The organism is Rhizobium sp. K102 (genome assembly GCF_022385315.1).
Classification (GTDB): Bacteria; Pseudomonadota; Alphaproteobacteria; order Rhizobiales; family Rhizobiaceae; genus Rhizobium; species Rhizobium croatiense.
In genome coordinates this window covers 2,329,453-2,353,039 of the sequence record NZ_CP092436.1, presented here as the reverse complement: position 1 = coordinate 2,353,039, position 23,587 = coordinate 2,329,453, and the positions used below count along the sequence as shown (strand labels likewise).

At 61.9% G+C, this 23,587-nt stretch carries 23 protein-coding genes and 3 pseudogenes; 20 read left to right on the top strand and 6 right to left on the bottom strand.

Annotated features, from left to right (window positions below):
- The first annotated feature begins 15 nt into the window (after positions 1 to 15).
- Together MHI61_RS17595 and MHI61_RS17590 are read left to right on the top strand one after the other, a co-directional pair.
- Positions 16 to 660, top strand: a complete 645-nt coding sequence (locus MHI61_RS17595) for a DUF47 domain-containing protein (protein WP_222138680.1) — start codon at positions 16 to 18, stop codon at positions 658 to 660.
- Positions 660 to 1,664: an inorganic phosphate transporter gene (locus MHI61_RS17590; RefSeq protein ID WP_183840983.1), complete on the top strand. Its 1,005-nt coding sequence runs from the start codon at positions 660 to 662 to the stop codon at positions 1,662 to 1,664. Before MHI61_RS17595 ends, MHI61_RS17590 begins: the two co-directional genes overlap by 1 nt.
- A 63-nt stretch (positions 1,665 to 1,727) precedes the next feature.
- On the opposite strand, the gene MHI61_RS17585 is transcribed toward MHI61_RS17590, so the two are convergent.
- The gene (locus MHI61_RS17585) at positions 1,728 to 2,393 is read right to left on the bottom strand and encodes a glutathione S-transferase family protein (RefSeq protein ID WP_239789884.1); all 666 of its coding nucleotides are present in this window, start codon (positions 2,391 to 2,393) and stop codon (positions 1,728 to 1,730) included.
- Between the two features lie 202 nt (positions 2,394 to 2,595).
- Here MHI61_RS17585 and MHI61_RS17580 point away from each other — a divergent pair, with 202 nt between their 5' ends.
- Together MHI61_RS17580 and MHI61_RS17575 are read left to right on the top strand one after the other, a co-directional pair.
- Positions 2,596 to 2,835, top strand: coding sequence for a hypothetical protein (locus tag MHI61_RS17580; RefSeq protein WP_097582770.1), 240 nt, complete (start codon positions 2,596 to 2,598; stop codon positions 2,833 to 2,835).
- Between the two features lie 30 nt (positions 2,836 to 2,865).
- Positions 2,866 to 3,330 carry a YbhB/YbcL family Raf kinase inhibitor-like protein gene (locus tag MHI61_RS17575; protein ID WP_239789883.1) on the top strand — a complete coding sequence of 155 codons (465 nt, stop codon included), beginning with the start codon at positions 2,866 to 2,868 and terminating at the stop codon, positions 3,328 to 3,330.
- Positions 3,331 to 3,402: 72 nt separating this feature from the next.
- Here MHI61_RS17575 and MHI61_RS17570 read toward each other — a convergent pair.
- Positions 3,403 to 4,769, bottom strand: a pseudogene (locus tag MHI61_RS17570) (TIGR03808 family TAT-translocated repetitive protein).
- Between the two features lie 231 nt (positions 4,770 to 5,000).
- Between MHI61_RS17570 and MHI61_RS17565 the strand changes: the two are divergent.
- Positions 5,001 to 7,298, top strand: coding sequence for an EAL domain-containing protein (locus MHI61_RS17565; RefSeq protein ID WP_239789882.1), 2,298 nt, complete (start codon positions 5,001 to 5,003; stop codon positions 7,296 to 7,298).
- 33 nt (positions 7,299 to 7,331) lie between these two features.
- On the opposite strand, the gene MHI61_RS17560 is transcribed toward MHI61_RS17565, so the two are convergent.
- On the bottom strand, positions 7,332 to 8,054 hold the full coding sequence (locus MHI61_RS17560; protein ID WP_239789881.1) for a LuxR family transcriptional regulator: 723 nt from the start codon (positions 8,052 to 8,054) through the stop codon (positions 7,332 to 7,334).
- A 481-nt stretch (positions 8,055 to 8,535) separates the two neighbouring features.
- Here MHI61_RS17560 and MHI61_RS17555 point away from each other — a divergent pair, with 481 nt between their 5' ends.
- Positions 8,536 to 10,326 carry a PAS domain-containing methyl-accepting chemotaxis protein gene (locus MHI61_RS17555; protein WP_239789880.1) on the top strand — a complete coding sequence of 597 codons (1,791 nt, stop codon included), beginning with the start codon at positions 8,536 to 8,538 and terminating at the stop codon, positions 10,324 to 10,326.
- A gap of 18 nt (positions 10,327 to 10,344) precedes the next feature.
- Here the strand turns inward: MHI61_RS17555 and MHI61_RS17550 are convergent.
- Positions 10,345 to 11,317, bottom strand: a pseudogene (locus MHI61_RS17550) (glycerophosphodiester phosphodiesterase family protein).
- A 119-nt stretch (positions 11,318 to 11,436) separates the two neighbouring features.
- Here MHI61_RS17550 and MHI61_RS17545 point away from each other — a divergent pair.
- From MHI61_RS17545 to MHI61_RS17490, 12 genes and pseudogenes are all read left to right on the top strand, one after another.
- A complete protein-coding gene (locus tag MHI61_RS17545; protein ID WP_239789879.1) occupies positions 11,437 to 12,240 on the top strand; it encodes an alpha/beta hydrolase in 804 nt (267 codons plus the stop codon).
- Between the two features lie 51 nt (positions 12,241 to 12,291).
- Positions 12,292 to 13,302 carry a ligase-associated DNA damage response exonuclease gene (locus MHI61_RS17540; RefSeq protein ID WP_239789878.1) on the top strand — a complete coding sequence of 337 codons (1,011 nt, stop codon included), beginning with the start codon at positions 12,292 to 12,294 and terminating at the stop codon, positions 13,300 to 13,302.
- Between the two features lie 200 nt (positions 13,303 to 13,502).
- Positions 13,503 to 15,127 (top strand): annotated as a pseudogene (locus tag MHI61_RS17535) (cisplatin damage response ATP-dependent DNA ligase).
- 118 nt (positions 15,128 to 15,245) lie between these two features.
- Entirely contained in the window at positions 15,246 to 16,169 is a 924-nt protein-coding gene (locus tag MHI61_RS17530; protein WP_239789877.1) for an alpha/beta fold hydrolase, read from the top strand.
- 47 nt (positions 16,170 to 16,216) lie between these two features.
- Complete coding sequence (locus MHI61_RS17525) at positions 16,217 to 16,441, top strand: hypothetical protein (protein WP_097582789.1); 225 nt, start codon at positions 16,217 to 16,219, stop codon at positions 16,439 to 16,441.
- 58 nt (positions 16,442 to 16,499) lie between these two features.
- On the top strand, positions 16,500 to 17,198 hold the full coding sequence (locus MHI61_RS17520) for a nucleotidyl transferase AbiEii/AbiGii toxin family protein (protein WP_239792864.1): 699 nt from the start codon (positions 16,500 to 16,502) through the stop codon (positions 17,196 to 17,198).
- Positions 17,199 to 17,300: 102 nt separating this feature from the next.
- Positions 17,301 to 18,107, top strand: coding sequence for a L,D-transpeptidase (locus MHI61_RS17515; protein ID WP_239789876.1), 807 nt, complete (start codon positions 17,301 to 17,303; stop codon positions 18,105 to 18,107).
- Between the two features lie 141 nt (positions 18,108 to 18,248).
- A complete protein-coding gene (locus tag MHI61_RS17510; protein WP_239789875.1) occupies positions 18,249 to 18,983 on the top strand; it encodes a L,D-transpeptidase family protein in 735 nt (244 codons plus the stop codon).
- Positions 18,984 to 19,229: 246 nt separating this feature from the next.
- Positions 19,230 to 19,439, top strand: a complete 210-nt coding sequence (locus MHI61_RS17505) for a cold-shock protein (RefSeq protein ID WP_004676036.1) — start codon at positions 19,230 to 19,232, stop codon at positions 19,437 to 19,439.
- Positions 19,440 to 19,678: 239 nt separating this feature from the next.
- A complete protein-coding gene (locus tag MHI61_RS17500) occupies positions 19,679 to 19,963 on the top strand; it encodes a cold-shock protein (protein WP_097582792.1) in 285 nt (94 codons plus the stop codon).
- A gap of 54 nt (positions 19,964 to 20,017) precedes the next feature.
- Complete coding sequence (gene rpsU / locus MHI61_RS17495) at positions 20,018 to 20,254, top strand: 30S ribosomal protein S21 (RefSeq protein WP_003569533.1); 237 nt, start codon at positions 20,018 to 20,020, stop codon at positions 20,252 to 20,254.
- Between the two features lie 145 nt (positions 20,255 to 20,399).
- A complete protein-coding gene (locus MHI61_RS17490; RefSeq protein WP_239789874.1) occupies positions 20,400 to 20,633 on the top strand; it encodes a hypothetical protein in 234 nt (77 codons plus the stop codon).
- A gap of 132 nt (positions 20,634 to 20,765) precedes the next feature.
- Here the strand turns inward: MHI61_RS17490 and MHI61_RS17485 are convergent, their stop codons facing one another.
- Complete coding sequence (locus tag MHI61_RS17485) at positions 20,766 to 21,254, bottom strand: MarR family transcriptional regulator (RefSeq protein WP_239789873.1); 489 nt, start codon at positions 21,252 to 21,254, stop codon at positions 20,766 to 20,768.
- Positions 21,255 to 21,488: 234 nt separating this feature from the next.
- On the opposite strand from MHI61_RS17485, the gene MHI61_RS17480 reads away from it, so the two are divergent.
- Positions 21,489 to 21,911, top strand: a complete 423-nt coding sequence (locus MHI61_RS17480; protein WP_239789872.1) for an organic hydroperoxide resistance protein — start codon at positions 21,489 to 21,491, stop codon at positions 21,909 to 21,911.
- Between the two features lie 259 nt (positions 21,912 to 22,170).
- Here MHI61_RS17480 and MHI61_RS17475 read toward each other — a convergent pair whose 3' ends face one another.
- Complete coding sequence (locus tag MHI61_RS17475; RefSeq protein WP_239789871.1) at positions 22,171 to 22,686, bottom strand: MarR family winged helix-turn-helix transcriptional regulator; 516 nt, start codon at positions 22,684 to 22,686, stop codon at positions 22,171 to 22,173.
- 86 nt (positions 22,687 to 22,772) lie between these two features.
- Between MHI61_RS17475 and MHI61_RS17470 the strand changes: the two genes are divergently transcribed.
- On the top strand, positions 22,773 to 23,501 hold the full coding sequence (locus MHI61_RS17470; protein WP_239789870.1) for a thioredoxin family protein: 729 nt from the start codon (positions 22,773 to 22,775) through the stop codon (positions 23,499 to 23,501).
- The last annotated feature ends 86 nt before the right edge of the window (positions 23,502 to 23,587 follow it).

The window sequence follows — 23,587 nt, the reverse complement described above, 5'->3', positions numbered from 1 at the left end:
GGAAGGTCCGCTGGCATGATGAGCATTTTTCGCAGGCTGATGCCACGGGAAGATAAGTTCTTCGAGATGTTTTCCACCCACTCGAGAACCGTCGTTGCTGCGGCGCACGCCTTGGACGAACTTTTGAAAGGCAATGACGTCGAGAAAAACTGCGAACGCATCGTCACTTTGGAAAACGAAGCCGACGACGTCACTCGCGAGGTCCTTCTCGCCGTCCGTCGAAGCTTCATCACACCTTTTGACCGTGGCGACATCAAGGACCTGATCCAGTCGATGGATGATGCGATCGACATGATGCATAAGACGGTCAAGACCATCCGCCTGTTCGATCAGTCGAGCTTCGATCCGCTCATGCAGCAGATGGGCGGCGAAATCGTCAAGGCCGCGAAGTTGATCGCCGAAGCGATACCGCTTCTCGACAGGGTGGGCGCCAATGCGCAGCGTCTTTCCGCCATTGCGGAAGAGGTTACGCGGGTGGAAGGCCGTTCCGACGAACTCTATGATCAAGGACTGAAGGAACTGTTCTTGCATCATGGCGCCGCCGGCAATGCGATGGCCTACCTGATCGGCAGCGAAATCTACGCGGAGCTGGAGAAAGTCGTCGACCGCTTCGAGGATGTCGCCAACGAAATCAGCGGCATTCTCATCGAGAACGTCTGATGGATGCGTCTCTCGCTTTCCCGCTGCTCGCCGGGCTGGTTCTTGTCGCTCTTTTCTTCGACTTTCTCAACGGCCTCCACGATGCGGCCAATTCCATCGCCACCATCGTGTCGACCCGCGTGCTTCGACCACAATATGCAGTCGCCTGGGCGGCATTCTTCAACTTCATCGCCTTCTTGTTTTTCGGCTTGCATGTGGCCGAGACGCTGGGGACCGGCATCATCGACCCAGCGATCGTATCGCCGCAAGTGATCTTCTCCGCGCTGATGGGGGCGATCATCTGGAACATCCTCACCTGGATTTTCGGAATTCCATCCAGCTCGTCACATGCGCTTATCGGCGGACTGGTGGGCGCCGGTTTGGCCAAGGTGGGCTTCAGCGCGATTGTCTGGAGCGGCCTTCTCAAGACAGTCGGCGCGATTTTCCTTTCCCCGGCCATCGGCTTCTTTCTGGCGCTGCTGCTGGTGCTCACCGTCTCCTGGTCGTTCATTCGGCAGACGCCCTATGCGGTCGATCGAACCTTTCGCGTGATGCAGTTCGTTTCAGCATCGCTCTATTCGCTCGGTCATGGCGGAAACGATGCGCAGAAGACGATGGGCATCATCGCCGTGCTCCTGTTCAGCCAGGGATATCTCGGCTCGACCTTCTACGTGCCGTTCTGGGTGGTCATTTCCTGCCAAGCGGCGATGGCACTTGGAACGCTTTTTGGCGGCTGGCGGATCGTTCATACCATGGGGTCGAAGATCACCCGGCTCAATCCGATGCAGGGGTTCTGCGCCGAGACGGGCGGAGCATTGACGCTGTTCGGGGCGACTTGGCTCGGCATTCCCGTCTCGACCACGCACACCATCACCGGCGCAATCATCGGAGTGGGCGCTGCACGCCGTGTTTCAGCCGTGCGCTGGGGGTTGGCTGGCAACATCGTGATCGCCTGGATCGTCACGATGCCGGCGGCTGCAGCGGTGTCTGCAGCCTTCTACGGTCTGGCATCGCTGCTGCAATAGAAGGTGGTGATGAATTCCGGATCGTGCCCGAGCGCACGGTACGCTGATTGCAAACCGTCGCCCTCAGACCTCGACCGGTTCCCTGCTGCGGGCCGCCTGCATTGCCTTGTAAGCGGGGCGGGACTGGCAGCGTTCGATCCACGCCTTGGTATTCGGATGTGCATCGAAAAGCTCCGCCTCGCTCTGGGCATAGCGCAGCACCTCGGCAATGTTGAGGTCGGCGACGGTGAAGCGGTCGCCGACGATCCATTGCCGGTCTGAAAGCTGGCTTTCGAGCGCCGCAAGTGGCCGGCGCAGGCCATAACAGGCGGCCGCGATCGTCTCCTTGCCCTCTGCGCTGTTTTCGAGGCCGTTGTCATAGGTCAGCACGATCTTGACCGAATGCGGCTCGACTTGCGAGGCCGCCCAGATCGTCCACATCGTCAGCAATCCGTCTTCCTCGACGGTTTGGCCCGAGAGCGGCCCGCCGTGTTTGCGGGCGAGGTACAGATTGATTGCCAGCGACTCGTGCATGACGAGGTCGCCGTCGCGGATGCTGGGAATCTGTCCCATTGGATTGACGGCGGCGAAGTCAGGCGAATGGGTGTTGAGCGGCGCTTCCGCGCAGAGCGGATCGGCGAGCCGCCTTGCCTGCAGCACCGGCACTGAGCGGAACTCGAGCCCGAGCTCCTCCGCCATCCAATAGACGCGCGAGGCGCGCGATCGATAGACGCCATAGATTGTCAGCATGGCCAAATCCCCTCGATGTGTCGGGAGAAATGGTAAACGCCGCACCTCCCGCGGAAAAGCCTCCGCCACTGATGGGACGATGAAAGCTTTTGATACGCCCGGGCCGGCGGAACAATGAGTGGGCCGGCGAGTTCGACCCTGAGAGGCTGGCGCCGTCGAGGCGCCGAAAGCAGGGGTGCGTTCTCAGTTAAGGAGGAATGTCATGACGGGCAAGAAGACGCATGAACAGCAGCTTCGCGTCATCGAAAAACGCGAGAAAACGGCAAATGCCGACAAAGATTTCGACGCCGCAGCAGATCTGCAGCGCAGTGCGCAGGCGAGGCAGGCGCATCGGAAAGGCAATGATTTGAAGCCCGACCCGGATACGGGGAGCGACGATCGCACGATCATGCGCGGCCGCAATCAGGAAAGCGAACATAAGAAGGGAAGCGGTCGTCCCTGAAGGACAAAGGAGAAGACAAAGGAGAATGTCATGACTTTGACATTGATCAGCAAGGCCTTTGCGCAGGATCAGCCGATCCCGAAGAAATATGCGCGCGCGGGCGAGAATCTCTTTCCGCCGCTTGCCTGGAGCGGCGCCCCCGACGAGACCAGGAGCTTTGCTCTGGTGGTCGAGGATCCGGATGCCCCTCGTGGCACCTTCCGCCACTGCGGTATCGCCAATATCCCGGCGCAGTGGACTGCACTGGCCGAAAGCGCCGATACCGCACCGGAGCAGGCGCCGCGCTTCTACAAGAACGATTTCGGCAATGCCCGTTACGACGGCCCGCAACCGCCGGCCGGTGATCGCCCGCATCATTATATCTTCCGCCTCGCCGCCCTCGACGTGCCGAAGCTTCTGACACCCGATGCCGCCGGCATCAGCGCCATGTGGGCGGAGGCAAAGAAACATGCCTTGGCGGAAGCGACCATCACCGGCACCTATCAGACGCAGTGACGACGCTATGAATTCAAGTGCGTGAGGTCTTATCGCCGGCAGAGCCGCCGGCGTTGAAAGCCGCCCGGTCCGTCAGGACATGCGGTTTCGCTCGATGGTGAACTGCCCATAGGGCGAGCCGCCGTTCGCCAGCTCGCCGGAGACTTTTTCTCCCACTCGAAGCCGATAACCGCGCCGTCGGTGATTTCCTGGAAGACGTTGTCGGTGATGACGGCGGTGCCGGCGCCATCGGCGACCGAGACGGCGCAGCCGACCGGGGCCTTGCGCACGACATTGCCGCTGACGACGACATTGCGCAGATAGGCGCCCCAGCCGATCTGCATTCCCCAGCGCGGCGCCCCTTCGATCACATTGGCCGACACCAGCGTATCGGCCTCCGCCGCAATGCCGATGCCGAAGCCGACCTCGTGCTGGTAGGGGCCCTTCAGCGTCAGGTTGCGCACGACGTTGCCGGTGACGCTCGCAAGCCTGCCGCCTTCGTCGAAGTTGGCGATCGAAATGCCATTGGCCGCCCCGTCGATCATGTTGGCGGAGACCACGGCACCCTCGAAGGCGAATTCGACATAGATCGCCGTCTCGCCGGAGCGCCGGCACTGGTTGCTGCTGATCTGGATGTCCGACGCGGAATTGGCGCGGATCGCCGTAAAGGCGCAGTCGGAAATATGGTTGTTCACCACCATCACCCCGTCGGCTCGGAAGATGTTGATGCCGTTGCCGTTCTGGCCGGTGCCGCCGTCATTGGCGCGGATGTTGGAAATCCGGTTGCCGGAAACGACCGTGCCGTCTTCCGCCTTCTTCCAGCGATGCACGAGAATGCCGCCATTGCCGCAATCGGCGATCGTATTTCCGGTGACCGACAGGTTGGCGGAATCGACGGCGTAGAGCCCGGCTTGGGCCGCACCTGAGATGCGGCTGCGCTCGATCCGTCCGCCGCAACGCTCCAGTTGCAGGCCGTGCTTGCGGCTGCCGCCGATTTCGCAATTGTCGATCAGCACCTCGTCGACGCCGGTAAATTGCACGAGCCCGCCGGCATAATCGCCGAGCCAGCGGTTGCCGCCGTCGATGACGAGATTGGAAAGCTCGATGCGCCGCACATTCTCGGCCGCGAAGAGATGGCCTTCGCCAGTATAGACGATCCGTGAGGCGCCGGGTACGCCCGTGATGCGGGTATTGTCGGGCAAGGTGAGATTGGAGATCCGGTAGGTGCCGGGCGGCAGGAAGACCGGTACGTTCTCGGCCGCCGCCTGTTTGATCATCTGCTCCAGGTTGCGGGCCTTGCGGTCGCCGCTTTCGGGAATGGCGCGATATTCCACCGCGTCGATCGCGCCGCGCAGATCGGGCTGGGCAGCGGCCGTCAGCGGCGAGGCAAACGCGCGCGACGCCCCGCCCGCGACCGCCGAGGCAGCGAGAAAGAGAAGCATGTCGCGGCGTGAAGGCATTCCGGGCGCTCCTGTCATGGCCCGCATCTAGCAGGAAACGTGCCATCCCGCCTGTCTTCTTTTGGCACAGACTTTTCCCCGGGCGCACGAAATTGCGGTCGCCGCCGAGTTGAGGGCAGGATCTCGCCGCTTATTTTCGCGTGTTGTTCACTCTTTCACTTAAGCAAGCCGAAGGACTTCAGGACTACTTTGAAGGGAAATGACGACTGCGGGGCCGGGGAGAATGGGGTGATGCGCGAACCGAGTGCCAGGCGATGGGAATCGGCCGAGGCCCTGACGGCCGAAACGCGGCGCTTCGTCGCCGCGACGGAAGCGATGATGGCATCGACCGCCCATCACCTCTCCGAGGGCGTCGAGAACCTGCGCCTGAAAGCGATTATTCACGAACTGCCGGATTTCCTCTACGTCAAGGATCGCGACAGCCGCTTCGTCTTCGCCAATGCCGTCACCGCCAGCAACCTTGGCTTCAGGAGCGCCGATGAGATCACCGGCAAGCGCGATTTCGACTTCTTCGATTTCGAGGTGGCGCGCCGTCATTTCGATATTGAGCAGCAGATCATGGCGACCGGCCAGGCCCGGATCGACATGGAGGAAACGGTCGTTCTTCCAGGCAGCCCCAGGCCGGTCTGCCGGCTGACCTCGAAGATTCCGCTGCGCGATGATCGCGGCGAAATCGTCGGGCTGATCGGTGTTTCCCGCGATATCACCGAACGCAAGCTCCAGGAGGATCTCCATCGCGGACAGGCGAAACTGCTCGAAATGATTGCCCGCAACGAGCCGTTGCCGATGATCCTCGAAGCGCTGGTGCTGATGATCGAGGCGCAGCTGACCGGCATCGACGGATCGGTGCTGCTGCTCGACAGCGAGGGCACCAGGCTCTATCACGGGGCAGCTCCCAATCTGCCCGGCGGCTACAGCCGCCTGATCGACGGCGTCACCATTGGCCCCAAGGTCGGCTCCTGCGGCACCGCCGCCTGGCGCGGCCAGACCGTGATCGTCGAGGACGTGATGAGCGATCCGCTCTGGGAGGACTTCCGCGCGCTGATCGCCCCCTTCGGCTTCCGCTCCTGCTGGTCGACGCCGATCGCCACCTCGCAGAACAATGTGCTCGGCACCTTCGCGCTCTATTCCAGGGAGGTTCGCCGTCCGACTGACCATGAGATGACGCTGGTGGCGCTTGCCACCCACATCGCCGGTATCGCCATCGAGCGCAAGCGTGTCGATGACCGCATCCATTTCATGGCCCATCACGATGATCTCACCGGCCTGCCGAACCGCGCCTTCCTGAAGGAACGGCTGGCCAATATTCTCGATCAGGCCCGGCGCAACAGCCGCAAGGTCACCGTCGCCTATATCGATCTCGACAATTTCAAGGACATTAATGACGGCCGCGGCCACGCCGCCGGCGACGAGGTGCTGAAGGAGATCGCCACCCGCATGGCCAACAGCGTCCGCGCCTCGGATATGGTCGTGCGGCTCGGCGGCGACGAATTCCTCGTGGTGCTCGTCCACCAGTCGAGCCACGACGCCGGCATCGCCCGCCGCCTGCGCGAATTGCAGAAGGCGATCAACCGGCCGATGCGCGCCGAGAGCGGTGACATCGCGATCACCTCGAGCATCGGCGTTGCCGCCTTCCCCGTCGACGGCGCAACCGCCGAAGAGCTCCTCGCCAATGCCGATCGCGCCATGTACCGGGCCAAGCAGCTCGGCCGCAATACGCTGCAGCATCACGATGGCGACGGCGCACCGGTCGGCATGCCGCTCGGCGAGCAGGAGGAGCTCCACCAGGCGATAACAGGCGATCAGCTGTTCCTCGAATATCAGCCGCAGGTCGATGTCGCCACCGGCCGCATCACCGGCATCGAGGCGTTGGTCCGCTGGAACCATCCGGCCAAGGGCAGGGTGCCGCCGGTTAATTTCATCCCGCTCGCCGAGGAGACTGGCCTCATCGTTCCCCTCGGCCTCTGGGTGCTGAACGAGGCCTGCCGCCAGACGCGCCACTGGCAGGATTTGGGCCTGACGCCGCTGACGATCGCCGTCAACGTCTCGGCCAAGCAGTTCGCCGATCCGGATTTCGCAAGCCATGTCGCCGAGGCCTTGGAGCGCCACGGCCTGCAATCCCATTGGCTGGAACTCGAGGTCACCGAAAGCGTAGTGATGCAGGATGCCGAACGCGCGCTTGCGATGATGGCATCGCTGCGGGCGCTCGGTGTGCGCCTGTCGATCGACGATTTCGGCTCCGGCTATTCCAGTCTTGCGGCGCTGAAGACCTTCCCCTTCGACCGGCTGAAGATGGACCGCTCGCTGGTCGAGGCCCTGCCGGGCGACAAGACCGCCGTCGCCATCGTCTCGGCGGTGATTTCGCTGGCGCAGACGCTGAAGCTTTCGGTGCTTGCCGAAGGCGTCGAAACCGACGCCCAAATGGATTTCCTGCGTCACGCGCGCTGCGAGGAGGCGCAGGGTTACCGCTTCTCCAAGCCCGTCTCTCCGGAAGCGATCCCGGCATTGCTGCGGGCGCGGGACCTCTGAACGTCATTTCATAAGCCTGCTGATCGCCGCGATCTAAACTCGAATGATATTGAGGCGCAGAGCACTGACGACTGCCTGCGTTCTTGTCGTACAGCCGAGCTTCTTGATCGCGCTGCCGATGTGATTGTTGACCGCATTTTCGGTGAGATCGAGAAGCTTTGCAATTTCGTTGCCCTTCCTGCCGCCGGCGGTGAGCCTGAGACAGTCCAGTTCGCTCCGCGTAAACTCGATGGGTTTGTGCTTCTCGTTCAATGTGAGCTGCGAGAGCCGGTCATAGATGAGTGTGGCGATGAACAGGAGCTTCGCCATTTCGATCATGCTGAAATTCCGAGAACCCGAAATCGACATGGCGCCACGTCCGCCCGCCGCGTCGTGAACGGGGAAATAGGCCCCTTTTTCCATGCCATATCGGTGGAACAGCTCGATGACCGTCGACTTCTTGCCTCCTCCACGATTGGTATTGATCGCTTCGACATCATAGTTGAAGGGGCTGGTCGACCTCAGCATCCGGCGGATGACCGGGCTGTCGATCATCAGATTATGGGCATCATAGTAATCCACCATTTCCGCCGGCCAATTGGTGATGATCTTGGCCGTGCCGATCTCGACAATGTCCACCGTCGGCAGTGTCATGAACAGGAAAGCATTCATTCCAAGGTCCTGTGTGAGGCCCTTCATATATTTGAACACTTCGTAATGCGTCTTGAAGCCTGCAGCGACTTCCTCAATTCGATTGAACTCATCCTCGAGCTTCATGTCTTTCTCCGATTAACAATCGCATCCAGCGCTTCGCGGCTGACGTGTCCAGCAATTCGCCCGTATCGGAAACTGATTCTGCTCGCTCGAGGACGATGAAATATGCACTTTCAGCGGGAAAACAGAAAGGCCGTTCACCGCCGGAATACGAAAATAAGGGGCGCATGATTGCTTAACAAAGAGTAAACCGTTCTTAGAATTTTCCGGGCGGGCAAAAGGTGAAAAAACGTTGTCTTCACGCTCGGAATCCCCGCCGGAACATGCTGTGCCGAAGCCGACCCTTCGGAAAGTGTTGTTCAAATAACTGACTCTATTAGTAATTCTTCTGTTTTTGTGGTCAGCAGCGGGGGCTGCTGTTGGGCAAAGGTGGGGTTAATGGAAACTTAAAGAATTTACCGGATTCTATTCCCAGATCGCTCATCCAACGCAAGTCCGGTGGGGTCGCGGCAGTCATTCCTTGAGCTGAGTTAGGGGGAACAGCATGAAGACACTAGGATTCGGCTTCGGTTCGGATGCCAAGGCCGTACTGGCGGCGATGAGCAGGTCACAGGCCATCATCGAATTCGACCTCACCGGCAAGATTCTGACGGCCAACGCCAATTTCTGCGCCGTGCTCGGTTACGAATTGTCAGAGATTGTCGGCCAGCACCATCGGATGTTCGTCGAGCCGGCAGAAGCCTCGTCGGCCGACTATCGCGAGTTTTGGGCAAAGCTCAGCCGAGGCGAGTTTGATCGGCGCCAATACAAGCGCATCGGCAAGGGCGGCAGGGAAATCTGGATTGAAGCTTCCTACAATCCCGTCTTCAGTGGCGGAAAGCCGTATAAAGTGGTGAAATTCGCGACCGATATCACCAGGCAGAAACTGCAGAGCGCCGAAGATGCCGGCAAGATAAACGCGCTGTCGCGCGCCCAGGCTGTTATCGAATTCACGCCGAAAGGAGAGATTCTGACAGCGAACGAGAATTTCCTGTCGGCGCTCGGCTATCAGCTTGCCGAGATCCAGGGCCGCCACCATTCCATGTTCTGCGAGAGCGCCTACGCAAACAGCGAGGATTATCGCCGGTTCTGGGAGCGCCTGGCAGCGGGTGAATTCGTGGCGGATGAGTTCCTGCGCATCGGCAAGGGCGGCAAAAGGATCTACATCCAGGCCACCTACAATCCGATCCTCGACATGAACGGTAAGGTGTTCAAGGTCGTCAAATTCGCGACTGACGTTACTGCCCGCGTCAACAATGTCGATCAGCTTGCGGCGTCTTTGATGGGCCTGGCCGGCGGCGATTTGACCCAGGAGGTCGCAACACCATTCATTCCGACACTGGAAAGGCTCCGCACCGATTTCAACGCCGCAGCCACCAAGCTGCGCACGGCGATGCAGGTCGTGGCTCAAAACGCGACGGGCATCGCTGCCAGCGCCCAGCAGGTTCGTTCAGCCTCGGACGATTTGTCGAAGCGTACGGAACAGCAGGCGGCTTCCGTCGAGGAAACCGCAGCCGCCCTTGAAGAGATCACCACAACAGTCTCCGATTCGAGCAACCGTGCCCAGGAAGCCGGCCAGCTGGTTCGAAGGACCCGCGAGAACGCCGAACGTTCCGGCGCGGTGGTCCGCAGCGCCGTCGATGCGATGGGCAAGATCGAGACATCGTCCGCAGAGATCGGCAACATCATCGGCGTCATCGACGAAATCGCCTTCCAGACCAATCTCCTGGCACTGAACGCGGGTGTCGAGGCGGCGCGCGCGGGCGATGCCGGCAAGGGTTTTGCGGTGGTCGCGCAAGAGGTTCGCGAACTTGCTCAGAGATCGGCCAAGGCGGCAAAGGAGATCAAGGAGCTGATCGGGGCCTCCAACGAGCATGTGAAGAGCGGAGTGACGCTGGTCGGCGAAACCGGCAAAGCTCTCGAAGAGATCGTCGCCCAGGTTCAGCAGGTCAACAGCAATGTTCTTGCGATCGTCGAGAGTTCAAAGGAGCAGGCGACGGGATTGAAGGAAATCAACACCGCGGTCAACACCATGGACCAGGGCACGCAGCAGAATGCCGCCATGGTCGAGGAATCGACGGCTGCCGCACATAGCCTCGCCAAGGAAGCCGACGCGCTTTTCCAGCTGCTGGGCCAGTTCAATATCGGCGGCCCAGCCTCACGCCAGCAGCGCCCCGCCGTGGCAACTGCCGCTTCCAGGCCCGTCGCATCGGCGCCGCGGGCAATGGCTGCAAAAGTAGGCGCAGCCTTCCATGGCAACGCAGCAGTCGCCGGCGGCGACTGGGAGGAGTTCTGAGGCGGGTGGCGCTCCGCCTCATTCCAGGAGCCGTCCGATCGTCTCGATCTCATTCGTCCAAATGCCTGCCGCATAGTTTTGCGGCAGCCGCGCCAACTGCGCGCGGTCGTCGATACCGGTGGAAAATTCACCGCCGTGATAAGGGCCGAGCACGAAAACTTCGGTGCCGGCATCCGCCATCCGGTTGAGGAAACGGTCCGGCCAGCCCCAGAGCCAGGGCGCGATATTGATCGGCACCAGCATCATCCGCTGCTTGCAGGCATCAGGCAGCAGGCCGGTCCAGCCATAGCCGATATAGCCGGTGAGGCAGCCCTTCAGAACTCTGGCGCGAGGCGGTCTTGATATCGGGCACGCGCCGGCGGATGACGTCGATCGGTTCGTCGCCGCCATAGACGATGATCTCGGCCCGTCGCTCGGTGGAAAGCCCGTTGAGCACGGCGGCGAGCTTTTCGCCCTCGGACGGATCGCGGCTCTTGACGTTGATCAGGAAGCGCCGATCCGGAAAGGTCGACAGCACTTGCGCCAGCGTCGGCATCATGCCGATGCCGCGGCCGCGAAAGGGAAAGCTCTTGCCGCCATCGGCGGTGTAGCCATAGCCGATGTCGAGCTTCCTCATGTCGGCCATCGCATGTTCGCGGGTGACACCGTGCCCGTCGGTGCGGCAGTCGAGCGTCCAGTCGTGAAAGACGGCGAACTGCCCGTCCGTCGTCGGATGCACGTCGATCTCGACGATATCGGCGCCGGCGGCAAAGCCCGCCTGCATCGACCGAACCGTATTCTCGAGATAATCGTGTTTCGGCGGCAGCATGCGGCTCGCCGTGCAGGTGTCATTCTTCAGATCGGTCTCGTCGAAGCGCTGGGCGATGCCGCGATGGGCGAGCAGCACCGGGCTTCCCGGCCGATGCTCGGCAAGCAGGCTGCTATTGTTGAGATAGATACCGGCCCCGGCGAGCGCGAATGCGCCGGCGCAATAGAAAAGCGTCCTGCCCATATTGCTCCCCCTGATTGCATCGACGGATGCAACAGCTAAAAAGCGATTCTGGTTGTTCTTGGGCTGTTTTCCGGCTTTTCTATGCTGGCCGCCTATAACCCGAAAGGACTGTCATCGCCATGGAACAACACGACGACGAGCTCATCCATTTCGAAGCCCACGGCGCGGCCCCTTTGCCGCCGGCCGCAGTCGAAGGCCATGTCGGGCGCGAGGGCGCCCGCATCTGGTATGCGAGCTACGGCGCCGGGCCGGCCGTCATCCTGCTGCACGGCGGCCTCGGCCATAGCGGCAATTGGGGCTATCAGGTCCCGGCGCTGCTCGAGAGCGGCCGCCGCGTTGTGCTGATCGACAGCCGCGGTCATGGCCGCAGCACCCGCGATGCCCGTCCCTATACCTATGAACTGATGGCCGCCGACGTGCTTGCAGTCATGGATGAGCTGCGCCTGGAGCAGGCTGCATTCGTCGGCTGGAGCGACGGCGCCTGTATCGCCCTAACCCTCGCCATGACGGCGCCGTCGCGTGTCGAAGGCGTGTTCTTCTTCGCCTGCAACATGGATCCGAGCGGCACGCTGGAATTCGTTGCGACCCCGCGCATCGACCGATGCTTCAGCCGTCACGCCAAGGATTATGCGGCCTTATCCGCCACGCCGGACGATTTCAATGCCTTCGTCGAGGCGGTGAGCCTGATGATGCGCACCGAGCCGAACTATCAGGCCGACGACCTCGGCCGCATCGGCGTTCCGGTCGCAATCGTGCTCGGCGAACACGACGAATTCATCAAAGCCGAACATGCCGAATATCTCGCCCGCAGCATTCCGGACGCTCAGATGATCTACTTGCCCGGCGTCAGCCATTTCGCGCCGCTGCAGCGTCCCGCGCAGTTCAACGCCGCAATTCTATCCTTCCTCGATGGGATAAGGTGATGAAGCTCGCTTCCTCTGGCCTCGCGCCCTTTTGCCTCTATCTCTTGCTGCATGAGAGCTGACGCGCTGCTTTATCCCGCCCCGGAAGGGCTCTATTGCCCCGAGGGCGGCTTCTATGTCGATCCGGTGCGGCCGGTCGAACGGGCGCTCGTCACCCACGGCCACTCCGATCACGCCCGGCCCGGTCACGTGAACGTGCTCGCCACCCGCCAGACGCTCGACATCATGCGCCTGCGTTACGGTGAGGGCTTCTGCGCCAGCGAGCAGGCGGTCGGTTTCAATGAGGAGCTGCTGGTCAACGGCGTCAAGGTGAGCTTTCATCCCGCCGGCCATGTGCTGGGCTCGGCCCAGATCGCCATCGAGAGGAACGGCACCCGCATCGTCGTCTCCGGCGACTACAAGCGCCGCCCCGACCCGACCTGCGCATCCTATGTGCCGGTCGCCTGCGATGTCTTCATCACCGAGGCGACCTTCGGCCTGCCGGTCTTCCATCATCCCGATCCGCTCGATGAGACCGGCAAGCTGCTGGCTTCGCTAAGGCAATTTCCCGAGCGCACCCATCTCGTCGGCGCCTATGCGCTGGGCAAGGCCCAGCGGGTCATCCGCCTGCTGCGCGATGCCGGTTATGCCGAACCGATCTATATCCACGGCGCCATGGAGAAGCTCTGCGATTATTATGTCGGCCAGGGCATCGATCTCGGCGAGTTGCTGCCGGCGACCATCGAAAGCAGCGACAAATCCGCCTTCAAGGGCGCGGTCGTCATCGGCCCGTCCTCGGCCTTCGCCGATCGCTGGGCGCGCCGCTTCAACGAACCGCTGCCGGCCTTCGCCTCCGGCTGGATGATGGTGCGCCAGCGCGCCAAACAGCTCGGCGTCGAACTGCCACTCGTCATCTCCGACCATTGCGACTGGCCGGAACTGACCGAAACGATCCGTGAGCTGCACCCGGCCGAGGTCTGGGTGACGCATGGCCGCGAGGAGGCGCTGGTGCGATGGTGCCAGTTGCAGGGCATCAAAGCCAAACCGCTGCATCTGGTGGGTTATGAGGATGAGGCGGATTGAGATGAGCTACGTGCTGGATCAAAACCCCTCCCCAACCCCTCCCCACAAGGGGGAGGGGCTTAACGTGTCGCGCCGTCCCGCCGCAAAATCACCGCCGGGAACGCTGAGGTCGAAAAAGGACAGGGCAGTGCCGCGGGTTAGTCCCTCCCCCTTGTGGGGAGGGGTTGGGGAGGGTCTTTTTGCCAAGCCCGGAGGCCGACATGAAAGCCTTTGCCGACCTTCTCGACCGCCTCGTGCTCACCCCCAGCCGCAATGGCAAGCTCAAGCTGCTGACCGACTATTTCCGCGATACGCCCGATCCCGACCGCGGTTATGGGCTTGCCGCCATCGCCGGTACGCTGGAGGTGCGAAACGTCAAGCCGGCCATGCTGCGTGAACTGGTGCTGGAGCGCATGGACGAGGTGCTGTTCCGCTATTCCTACGATTATGTCGGCGATCTCGCCGAAACCATCTCGCTCGTCTGGGACAATGAGCGGGATATCGATCGCTCGGCCCTTGCCCAGCCGCGCCTCGGCGAGGTCGTCACCCGCATGAACGGTCTCGGCCGCACCGAAGTGCGCAGCTATGTCCGCGACCTGCTCGACCGGCTGGATTCCTCCGGCCGCTTCGCCTTCATCAAGCTTGCGACCGGCGCCATGCGCATCGGCGTCTCCGCCCGTCTCGCCAAGCAGGCGCTGGCCGATCTCGGCGGCAAGGACGTCACCGACATCGAAACCCTCTGGCATGGCCTGCAGCCGCCTTACGAGACGTTGTTTCAATGGCTGGCGGGCGGCGGCGAGAAACCGGCGCTGGCGACACCCGCGATTTTCCATTCCGTCATGCTCGCCAATGCGGTGGAGGAGGGGGATCTTGCCAGTCTCGCCCCGGGCGATTACGCCGCCGAATGGAAATGGGACGGCATCCGCGTCCAGCTTTCCCGCTCCGGCGATCGGCGCAAAATTTATTCCCGCTCCGGCGACGATATCTCCGGCGCCTTTCCCGATATTCTCGATGCGATCAATTTTTCCGGCGTCGTCGACGGCGAGCTGCTGGTCGGCGGCACCGCCCGCTCCAACAGCCCGACGCGCACCTTCTCCGACCTGCAGCAGCGGCTGAACCGCAAGACGGTGACGGCGAGGATGCTCGATGACTACCCCGCCTTCATCCGCGCCTATGACCTGCTGTTTGACGGCAAGGAGGATATTCGCGGCCGCGCCTATGTCGATCGCCGCGAGCATCTGGCCGGGGTCATCGACCGCGCCCCCATGACCGTTTCGATCTCTCGCCGCTCGTGCCGTTCTCGTCCTGGGAGGAGCTCGACGCTTTGCGCGCCGCCCCGCCCGATCCGGTTATCGAGGGGGTGATGATCAAGCGGCGCGACAGCATCTACCAGGCCGGCCGCATGAAAGGCCCCTGGTTCAAGTGGAAGCGCAATCCTTATAACGTCGATGCGGTGTTGATGTACGCCCAGCGCGGCCACGGCAAGCGCTCGAGCTACTATTCCGATTTCACCTTCGGCGTCTGGGCCGACGACGAGGACGGCGAGCAGCTGGTGCCGGTCGGCAAAGCCTATTTCGGTTTCACCGATGCCGAGCTCGAGCTGCTCGACAAGTTCGTCCGCAACAACACCACCGAGCGGTTCGGGCCGGTGCGGGCCGTGCGCGCCGACAGGGATTTCGGCTTCGTCGTCGAGGTCGCCTTCGAGGGCATCAATCGCTCGACGCGGCACAAATCCGGGGTGGCCATGCGCTTTCCCCGCATCGCCCGCCTTCGTCCCGACAAGCCTCCCTACGAGGCCGACCGGCTGCGCACGCTGATCGCCATGATCGAGGCCAAGCCCGGGTGAGCCGATGGTCCTGCGCAACAATGACGCAGGGCGATATTTTCAACAGGATGTGTATTGGCGGCAGCGCGTTTTCCGGTGCAAAGCTTGCGGGCCGGGGAAATGATTTGGGTGCTGCGTCATGAGCTCGCATGAACAAAATTCCTTTTTCCGGCAACGCCGTGCCGTGCTGGCGGGTCTTGCCGGCGCGCTCGTCCTGCCGCGCGTGGCGGCCGCTTTCGATGTCCCGGATGAACCACGCCTTGCCAGGCACGATTACGCGGAGGTTCGCCGCCACTTCCGCACGAAGCTCCTGCAGAAGGGCCCGGCGCCCGATAAATACGAACCGCTGACCGCGCCTGCCAACGCCGAGAAGATCTTCTACCGCTCCGGCTATGGCGGCGAGCTGGAGCTTGTCGCCTGGGTGTCGAAATACAAGCGCGAGCGCGCGGCGAAGCCCGCCGTGCTCTTCCTGCATGGCGGCAATGCCCTCGGCATCGGCCATTGGCAGCTGATGAAGCCCTATATGGATGCCGGCTATGTCGTGATGATGCCGTCGCTGCGCGGCGAAAACGGCCAGAGGGGCAATTTCTCCGGCTTTTACGACGAGGTCGATGACGTTCTCGCCGCCACCGAGCGCCTGGCGCATCTGCCGGGCGTCGATCCCCAGCGCCTGTTCATCGCCGGCCATAGTATCGGCGGCACCTTGACCATGCTGACGGCGATGAGCACCCATAAATTCCGCGCCGCCGCGCCGATTTCCGGCAATCCGAACGCCTTCCGCTTCTTCAGCCGCTATCCTCAGGACATTCGCTTCGACGACAGCAATGCGCATGAATTCGAGGTGCGTTCGGCGCTCTGTTACGCCCACAGCTTCAAATGCCCCATCCGGGTGGTTCACGGCACGGAAGAGGCGCATTTCAACGACCGCGCCGACCTGCTCGCCCGCCGTGCCCGCGCCGCCGGCACCCATATCGAAACCGACACCGTCGCCGGCAACCACACCTCGGCGCTACCGGTCGAGATCGAACAGAGCATTCGCTTCTTCCACGGGGTGGCGGCCTGATTTCGCCGCCGCTTCAAATGGAGGGCAATCGGCCCTATATTGCTAGAATGACGACGGATGCAGAAACCATGATCGTGCCGAACGACTTCCCCGAGCTGAGATCGCTCGCTTGGAATCGCGATCCCGCGCGCGCCATGCCTGCCAACGAGGCCTTCGCGCTTTATGAGCGGAATTGGCGTTTCATCGATACCGGCAGGTTGACCGAACGGGAGAAGCAGCTGATCCGCGATCTCACAGCGACATACGGCAACGGCGTCCTGCTCGTCTCCTGATTTTCCGTTTTTTTATCCTTCACCTTCCTTTAGGCTGGACGGAAATTGGGTGGTCATCATGGAATTCAGACGTCCGGAACATCGCACCATCGCTGCGGCTCTTCGGCTGGTGGAGGCCGATTTTTTGTTGGCCAACAAGTGTTGGTTTGCCGGCGGAACAGCCATTGTCATGCATCTCGATGAATATCGGTTGTCGCTCGATGTCGATTTTCTCTGCGCGGATGGCGAGGGATATCGCGTCTTGCGTATGGCGGCGGTCGAAAGCGGAGTAGGGGCTTTTTTTGGGGCGCCGGTCACGACGCTCAGGGACTTCAGGACAGACCAATACGGGCTGCGTACGGTCCTTACCCTCGAAGGCCAGGCTATTCGCTTCGAAATCGTGCGCGAGGCGCGGATCGCCCTTGAAGGTACTTTCGATTCGCGACTGAACGTTCCAACGCTGTCGCTGCCCGATACGTTCGCCGAAAAACTGCTCGCCAATGCTGACCGCTGTCAGGACAGGTCTGTGGCCTATCGCGATGCTATCGATCTCGGCATGCTTCTCACCCGCTATGAGGAGATTCCCGCTATTGCCGTTCGGAAGGCGACGGAAGCTTATGGCCAGGACATTGAACGCAAGATCGGCTGGGTTCTCACCAGGCTTGAGGACGAGACGGAATTGAAACATGCCGCAAGCGTTCTGCAGATGGACGGCGATCTTGCGGTAAAGGCGATCACCGCCCTTCGCGGCGAAGCGCAGCGGCTCTGGTCGTTTTAATCTCGCGGCTTTTCCCGCGCCCACACCAGCCTCGCGCCAGCCGCGGATGCCATCGTCGCGGCAGATATCGCTGTCTCGCCGATCGTTGATAAGGGTGGTTCGATGAATTTTCTGCGCCGGGTCTTCCCGATTGCCGGGCTCGTGATGGCCGCTGCCTCGCTCAGCGGCTGCAACATTCTCATTCCCGATGTCGCCGCCGATTCGCCCGCCCGCTTCGTCCAGGAAACCTCGCCGGTCTTCTATCAGCCGCCCGGCGTCGATCCGCGCCGGGTGCGGCCGATCCCCGATCAGCCGGTGCCGCAGACGCGCGAGCTTTACAAGACCCAGTTCCACCAGACCTATGGCCTGCCGGTGACCAATCCGGTGCATGCTGCGATGTATGGCGAACTGCGCGACGAGGATTTCACGCTGCCGTCGATCCCGGTCAGCCGCGTACAGCCGCAATTCTTGCGCCAGGAGGTCGATTACCAGACGACCGAGCGTCCCGGCACCGTCGTCGTCGATACCAAGGCGCGCTTCCTTTATTTCGTCGAGGCGGGCGGCAAGGCGATGCGCTATGGCGTCGGCCTCGGCCGCGACGGTTACGCCTGGTCGGGCCGCGGCGTCGTCCAGTGGAAGCAGAAATGGCCGCGCTGGACGCCGCCGGCCGAAATGGTCTCGCGCCAGCCCGATGTTCGCGCTTTTTCCGCCGAAAACGGCGGCATGAATCCGGGGCTCCAGAACCCGCTCGGTGCGCGCGCCATGTACATCTTCAAGGACGGGCAGGATACGCTCTATCGCATCCACGGCACGCCCGACTGGCAGTCGATCGGCAAGGCCACATCGTCCGGCTGCGTGCGCATGCTGAACCAGGACGTCGTCGATCTCTATGATCGCCTTCCCGCCAAGGCCGAGATCGTTGTGATGTAGCGCTGCAACAGCGCTGCCCATATCGTCGGCTCCATCAGGAACACGTCTGCGTGAAGCTATGGTTTATTTGGCGCAAGCCGATAGATTTCCTTATGTCGTTATTTCAGGATTCCCGCATCAAAAGGAAATCAGTCCCGCGTCATGAGTTCCGATAGACATCTTTCCCGCCGTAGCTTTCTTTCCTTTTCGGCTCTGACCGCAGCCTCCGCGCTCACCGGCTGCGCCTCCTCCGCCAACACCGTGACATCGGGCGACACCTCGATCATCTACCGTTCGCCCATGCGCCTGTTCCGGTCGCCGGGAGCGTCGAGCGTTCCGAGCGGGCCCGAGCTTGCCGTCATGTATGGCCCCGTCGAGGACGGTGGTTTCCTCATTCCCGCCGTTCCCTATGAAGAGATCGACCCGCGCTACTATCGTCAGCGCGTCGTCGATCCCACCGGCCAGCCGCCCGGCACCATCGTCGTCGATACGCCGTCGCGCTTCCTCTATCTCGTCCAGGCCGATGGCATGGCGATGCGTTACGGCGTCGGCATCGGCCGCGAAGGATTTGCGTGGCAGGGATCGGGCGTCATTCAATGGCGTCAGAAATGGCCGCGCTGGAAGCCGCCGAACGAAATGGTCGCCCGCCAGCCGGAACTCGTCAAATACTCGATCGAGAATGGCGGCATGGAGCCCGGCCTGAAGAACCCGCTCGGTGCCCGCGCGCTCTATATCTTCTCGAACGGCGAGGACACGCTCTACCGCCTGCACGGCAATCCCGACTGGCGCTCGATCGGCAAGGCCGTCTCCTCGGGCTGTGTCCGGCTGCTGAACCAGGATATCATCGATCTCTATGACCGCGTTCCGACGAAGGCGCCGATTGTCGTCTGGCAATGATGCCGACGGGGCGGCCGCCGGCCGGCCGCCTCTGCCTCTCTTTCGCCTGGCAATTCCCCGCTCGGAAAAGTTTTATTTCTGATTTAGCATTGCTTAATTCGACAAAAGGCCTACATGGTGCCTATCGAATTTTGCTTGTGACCTTTGCCCATGCGCCAAGAGCGCTTCGTCAGATCTCGTCTCAACATCGATATTGCCCGCGGACATCCTTCCCGGGCGCACACAAACGGTTGAAAGGAGATCGTTATGAATTCAGGCGTCGTCAAGTGGTTCAATGGTACCAAGGGTTTCGGTTTCATCCAGCCCGATGATGGTTCCACCGACGTTTTCGTCCACATTTCGGCAGTCGAACGCGCCGGCATGCGCGAACTCACCGAAGGTCAGAAGGTCCGTTACGACCTCGTTCGCGACAAGCGCTCGGGCAAGAACGCGGCCGACAACCTTCAGGCCGCATGATTTGTCATTCGCCCTACAGCGCCGCGCGTCTTTTTAAGACGGGCAAAGGACGCTGTAGCACTTTGGCTGGCCACGGATGTGACAGCGAGCTGACCACGGATGTACTGGCAGCGAGCTTACCAAACTGGCAGCGGAAGGGCTGAGTGACGGGAAGAGGTCGGGTCCGCGCCCGGCCTTTTTGCTTTGATCGCGGCCTTTGATCGACCAATTGAACAGCCGAAGAGTTGAGGGACACTGCAATGGGCAGGCCAAACTACAAAGTCGGCGACACGATCGTGCTGAAATCCGGCCTCACGCGCACCGCGAAAGCCGAGAAGCGATGCCGGATCGCCAGCATTCTGCCCAATGACCACGGGCATGTGCAATATCGCGTCCGGTTTGACGCCGAGAATTTCGAACGCCGCATCACCGAGGCCGACATCGATACCGGGAAATCACCATGCGAGGCGTCCCCCGAGGCAGTGGCCAAGTCGGACGGCGCCGGGTCCTGGCTCAAACTATCGAGCATCAGGATCGGGAAATAGCCCCGCGTTTTATTATGGACAGTGCGGCGCCGCCGCCAAAGAAAGGATATCATCTTGCAGGTACTCGTCAGGGATAACAACGTCGATCAGGCACTGCGCGTGCTCAAGAAAAAGATGCAGCGGGAAGGTCTGTTCCGGGAAATGAAAGCCCGCAGCGCCTTCGAAAAGCCCTCCGAGAAACGCGCCCGCGAAAAAGCCGAAGCCATTCGCCGCCAGCGCAAGCTTGCCCGCAAGAAGCTGCAGCGTGAAGGCCTGCTGCCGGCGCCGAAGAAGGTTCTTCGCGCCCGCTAACCCGGCCGTGAACAACGGCCCGGCCGCGGCATCGCGGCCAACGTGGAATCCCGGCCGGCCGTGGATTGCGGCCCGGCCAAGGAATCACGGCTCCTGCGCTGCGGAGCCACGGCTCAAACACTGTCGTTACCTGGGAAAGGGGCACATGACCGCCACCAAGGGAGAATTCTTCAATCCCGCCAAGCTGTCGCCCCGCGACAAGGCGGAAGCGACCGATCACACGGCGCGCGCCATCATCGCGGCCGAGGCCTCGGCCCGCGACAAGAAGACGGAAAAGCTGAAGGCCTTGCGCCTGCAGCAGGCGGCCGCGGCGGAAGCGGAAGCTGCGCCGGCAAAGAAGCGCCGGCCGCCGGCCAAACCCGCTCAGCGGCGGCCTTGATCCCCTCCCAGCAGGGGTCGTTAAAGCCTGTCGCGCAAAACGGTGCGCGGTTTTGCGGCAACGACATGCGTGAAAATAAAGAGCTACAGCGCAGGGAGCGAACCTGAAAGATCGTGATGCGCTTTAGAGCCGTCAGCCGCCGGCGAGGCCGGCCCGGCCGAGATTGGCCCGCAGCCGATGCAGCATGTCGCGCATCTCACCCAGTTCCTCCAGCGTGCAGCCGGCGGCTTGTCCGATCGCCGTCATGATCGTATCGACCTCGGCCTTCATCGCCTGGCCCTTCGGGGTCAGTGATACGATCACCTGGCGCTCGTCGCGCAGGTCGCGGATGCGCTTGATCAGCCCGCTTTGTTCCAGTCGCTTCAACAATGGCGACAGCGTGCCGGAATCGAGGTCCAGCTGCTCGCCGATCGTTTTCACCGGCAGTGCGCTGCGCTCCCACAGCACCAGCATCACCAGATATTGCGGATAGGTGAGGCCGACCCTGTCGAGGATCGGCTTGTAGGCGCGGGTAAAGGCGTGCGCCGTCGCGTAGACCGCGAAGCACAGCTGCTTTTCCAGCCGCTTCTCCTCCTCCGGTATCTCCATCGTCTTTGCCGTTTGCGCTTTCATATCCACCATCCCAGAGCATGATGCCGAAAAATGTGAGCGGTTTTCGGACGACATCGTGCTCTCACTTAAAGTAGAGCAGGATTCAGATTTTGGGCCGAGCCTGCCTAAAATCATCCTGCTCTGTGGCTGCGATTGTCTTCTTTTCGACGTCGAAATGCAATTTGCAAAATTCACTTGCGTACAATTTAATTGTGCGATATTAAAAATCCAACCCCGATCGAGGGCCAACCAAAGGAGATTGTCATGCCTATTCTCTATACGACCCAAGCCTCTGCCACCGGCGGCCGCGCCGGCCGCGCCGTTTCCGATAACGGCGTCCTGGACGTGACGCTGACCGTTCCCAAGGAGCTCGGCGGCGACGGTGCTACCGGCACCAATCCCGAACAGCTTTTCGCCGCCGGCTATTCCGCCTGCTTCCTCGGTGCCCTGAAATTTGTCGCGGGCCAGCAGAAGGTCAAGATTCCGGAGGAAACGACGGTCTCCGCCAAGGTCGGCATCGGCCCGCGCGAAGACGGCACCGGCTTCGGCATCGACGTGGCGCTGACCGTCAGCATTCCCGGCCTCGACCGCGAAACCGCCGAAAAGCTCGCCGCTGCCGCCCACATCGTCTGCCCCTACAGCCACGCCATGCGCACCTCGACCGAGGTTCCGGTCACGGTTGCCTGATCCCGCTCAGCATAACTGCGGCGACGGCCTTCGGCTTAGGTCGGGGGCCGTCGCTTTTCTTGCTGCTGACAGGAACGCAGTGCTCGCAGCATGGGTCCTCAGGACGACGGAGCAAGGGGAGGCCTCTCGCCTCCAGCCGATCCTGCTCCTCAATCTCCGTCGTGCTCGGGCTTGACCCGAGCACCCACGCGCGCCCGCTCCGGTTGCGTGGCGTAAACGACGCGATTTCTGGAGGATCCAAGGCGAGGTTCGGCTCGCTCTACCCGGCCGTCGCCGGTTCGTTTTTGCGGGACCGGCGAGCGGTCGGCTTCGGCGTCTCGTCCGTCATCCCCGACACCGTCTGCAGATCCTGCCGCAGCCGCGCGGAACTTCCATCCGGGAGCTTTTGGTCGAGCGCCGCATGCGTCTCTTTCCAGATAGGCAGCGCTCTTGCCAGCACCGCCTTGCCTTCGCCGGTGAGCATGAGCAGGCGGCCGCGCCGGTCCTTCGGATTTTCCATCACGCTCACCCAGCCCTTACGCTGCAGCGGCTTCAGCGCCGCCGTCAGCGTCGTCTGGTCCATCGCAAGCAGGGTGGCGACCGGCCCCATCGGCGGCGGCTCCGGCCGGTTCAGCGACATCATCAGCGAAAACTGCCCGTTGGTCAGCCCCGCCGGCCGCAACGCGTCGTCGAACAGCCGGGCGAGCGCCCGCGCCGCTCGCTGCGCATGCAGGCAGAGGCAGGTGTCGCGCACCAGCAGCGTTGTAGAAAAAGGAATTTCAACCGAATTTGACATGATCATTTTATATTGATATCAATCTTTCTAGTCAAGGAGAAGGAGATGGGCCGGCTCGCCGGCGACGCCGGAGGAGGGCGCATTCCATGCAGAACGAAGTTGTTTCCCGCGAGCAATGGCTGGAGGCCCGCCGCGCCCTACTCTTGAAGGAAAAGGAGGCGACGAAGCTGCGTGACAGCGTCAACGCCGCCCGTATGGCGCTGCCCTGGGTGAAGGTCGACAAGGATTACGTCTTCGATACGCCCGAGGGAAAGAAGTCGCTCGCCGATCTCTTCGACGGCCGCAGCCAGCTGCTGATCTATCATTTCATGCTCGGCCCGGATTGGGAGGCCGGCTGCCCCGGCTGCTCCTTCCTCTCGGATCACGTCGACGGCGCCCTGCCGCATCTCAACCATCACGACGTCACCTGGGTCGCCGTTTCGCGCGCGCCGCTTGAGAAGATCGCCGCCTATAAGAGGCGGATGGGCTGGAAATTTCCCTGGGTCTCGTCCTTCCGCGGCGATTTCAATTTCGATTATCACGTTTCTTTCAGCCCCGAGGACCTTGCCAAAGACAAGGTCTTCTACAATTTCACTGCTATTGAGCCGGCCGAGGCCCATGACGAACTGCCGGGCCTCAGCGCCTTCTACCGCAACGACAAGGGCGAGGTCTTCCATACCTATTCGAGTTATGCCCGCGGGCCGGAGGAACTGATCGGCACTTTGATGATCCTCGACCGCGCGCCGAAGGGCCGCAACGAGCAGGGCACGATGAATTTCGTGCGCCGCCATGACGAATATGAGGATGCTCAAACGGCGCCATCCTGTTGTCACTGAGCAGGCACATGATGCCGAAATCCGTGGGGCGGTTTCCGGACGACGCCATGCTCTAAGAACAGGCGTCGCCATCACCGGAAGGGAGA

Bases quoted from the DNA above. Each gene is read 5' to 3' on its own strand.
- MHI61_RS17595 (WP_222138680.1), top strand. From the start codon at position 16: ATGATGAGCATTTTTCGCAGGCTGATGCCACGGGAAGATAAGTTCTTC.
- MHI61_RS17590 (WP_183840983.1), top strand. From the start codon at position 660: ATGGATGCGTCTCTCGCTTTCCCGCTGCTCGCCGGGCTGGTTCTTGTC.
- MHI61_RS17585 (WP_239789884.1), bottom strand. From the start codon at position 2,393: ATGCTGACAATCTATGGCGTCTATCGATCGCGCGCCTCGCGCGTCTAT.
- MHI61_RS17580 (WP_097582770.1), top strand. From the start codon at position 2,596: ATGACGGGCAAGAAGACGCATGAACAGCAGCTTCGCGTCATCGAAAAA.
- MHI61_RS17575 (WP_239789883.1), top strand. From the start codon at position 2,866: ATGACTTTGACATTGATCAGCAAGGCCTTTGCGCAGGATCAGCCGATC.
- MHI61_RS17565 (WP_239789882.1), top strand. From the start codon at position 5,001: ATGCGCGAACCGAGTGCCAGGCGATGGGAATCGGCCGAGGCCCTGACG.
- MHI61_RS17560 (WP_239789881.1), bottom strand. From the start codon at position 8,054: ATGAAGCTCGAGGATGAGTTCAATCGAATTGAGGAAGTCGCTGCAGGC.
- MHI61_RS17555 (WP_239789880.1), top strand. From the start codon at position 8,536: ATGAAGACACTAGGATTCGGCTTCGGTTCGGATGCCAAGGCCGTACTG.
- MHI61_RS17545 (WP_239789879.1), top strand. From the start codon at position 11,437: ATGGAACAACACGACGACGAGCTCATCCATTTCGAAGCCCACGGCGCG.
- MHI61_RS17540 (WP_239789878.1), top strand. From the start codon at position 12,292: ATGAGAGCTGACGCGCTGCTTTATCCCGCCCCGGAAGGGCTCTATTGC.
- MHI61_RS17530 (WP_239789877.1), top strand. From the start codon at position 15,246: ATGAGCTCGCATGAACAAAATTCCTTTTTCCGGCAACGCCGTGCCGTG.
- MHI61_RS17525 (WP_097582789.1), top strand. From the start codon at position 16,217: ATGACGACGGATGCAGAAACCATGATCGTGCCGAACGACTTCCCCGAG.
- MHI61_RS17520 (WP_239792864.1), top strand. From the start codon at position 16,500: ATGGAATTCAGACGTCCGGAACATCGCACCATCGCTGCGGCTCTTCGG.
- MHI61_RS17515 (WP_239789876.1), top strand. From the start codon at position 17,301: ATGAATTTTCTGCGCCGGGTCTTCCCGATTGCCGGGCTCGTGATGGCC.
- MHI61_RS17510 (WP_239789875.1), top strand. From the start codon at position 18,249: ATGAGTTCCGATAGACATCTTTCCCGCCGTAGCTTTCTTTCCTTTTCG.
- MHI61_RS17505 (WP_004676036.1), top strand. From the start codon at position 19,230: ATGAATTCAGGCGTCGTCAAGTGGTTCAATGGTACCAAGGGTTTCGGT.
- MHI61_RS17500 (WP_097582792.1), top strand. From the start codon at position 19,679: ATGGGCAGGCCAAACTACAAAGTCGGCGACACGATCGTGCTGAAATCC.
- MHI61_RS17490 (WP_239789874.1), top strand. From the start codon at position 20,400: ATGACCGCCACCAAGGGAGAATTCTTCAATCCCGCCAAGCTGTCGCCC.
- MHI61_RS17485 (WP_239789873.1), bottom strand. From the start codon at position 21,254: ATGGTGGATATGAAAGCGCAAACGGCAAAGACGATGGAGATACCGGAG.
- MHI61_RS17480 (WP_239789872.1), top strand. From the start codon at position 21,489: ATGCCTATTCTCTATACGACCCAAGCCTCTGCCACCGGCGGCCGCGCC.
- MHI61_RS17475 (WP_239789871.1), bottom strand. From the start codon at position 22,686: ATGTCAAATTCGGTTGAAATTCCTTTTTCTACAACGCTGCTGGTGCGC.
- MHI61_RS17470 (WP_239789870.1), top strand. From the start codon at position 22,773: ATGCAGAACGAAGTTGTTTCCCGCGAGCAATGGCTGGAGGCCCGCCGC.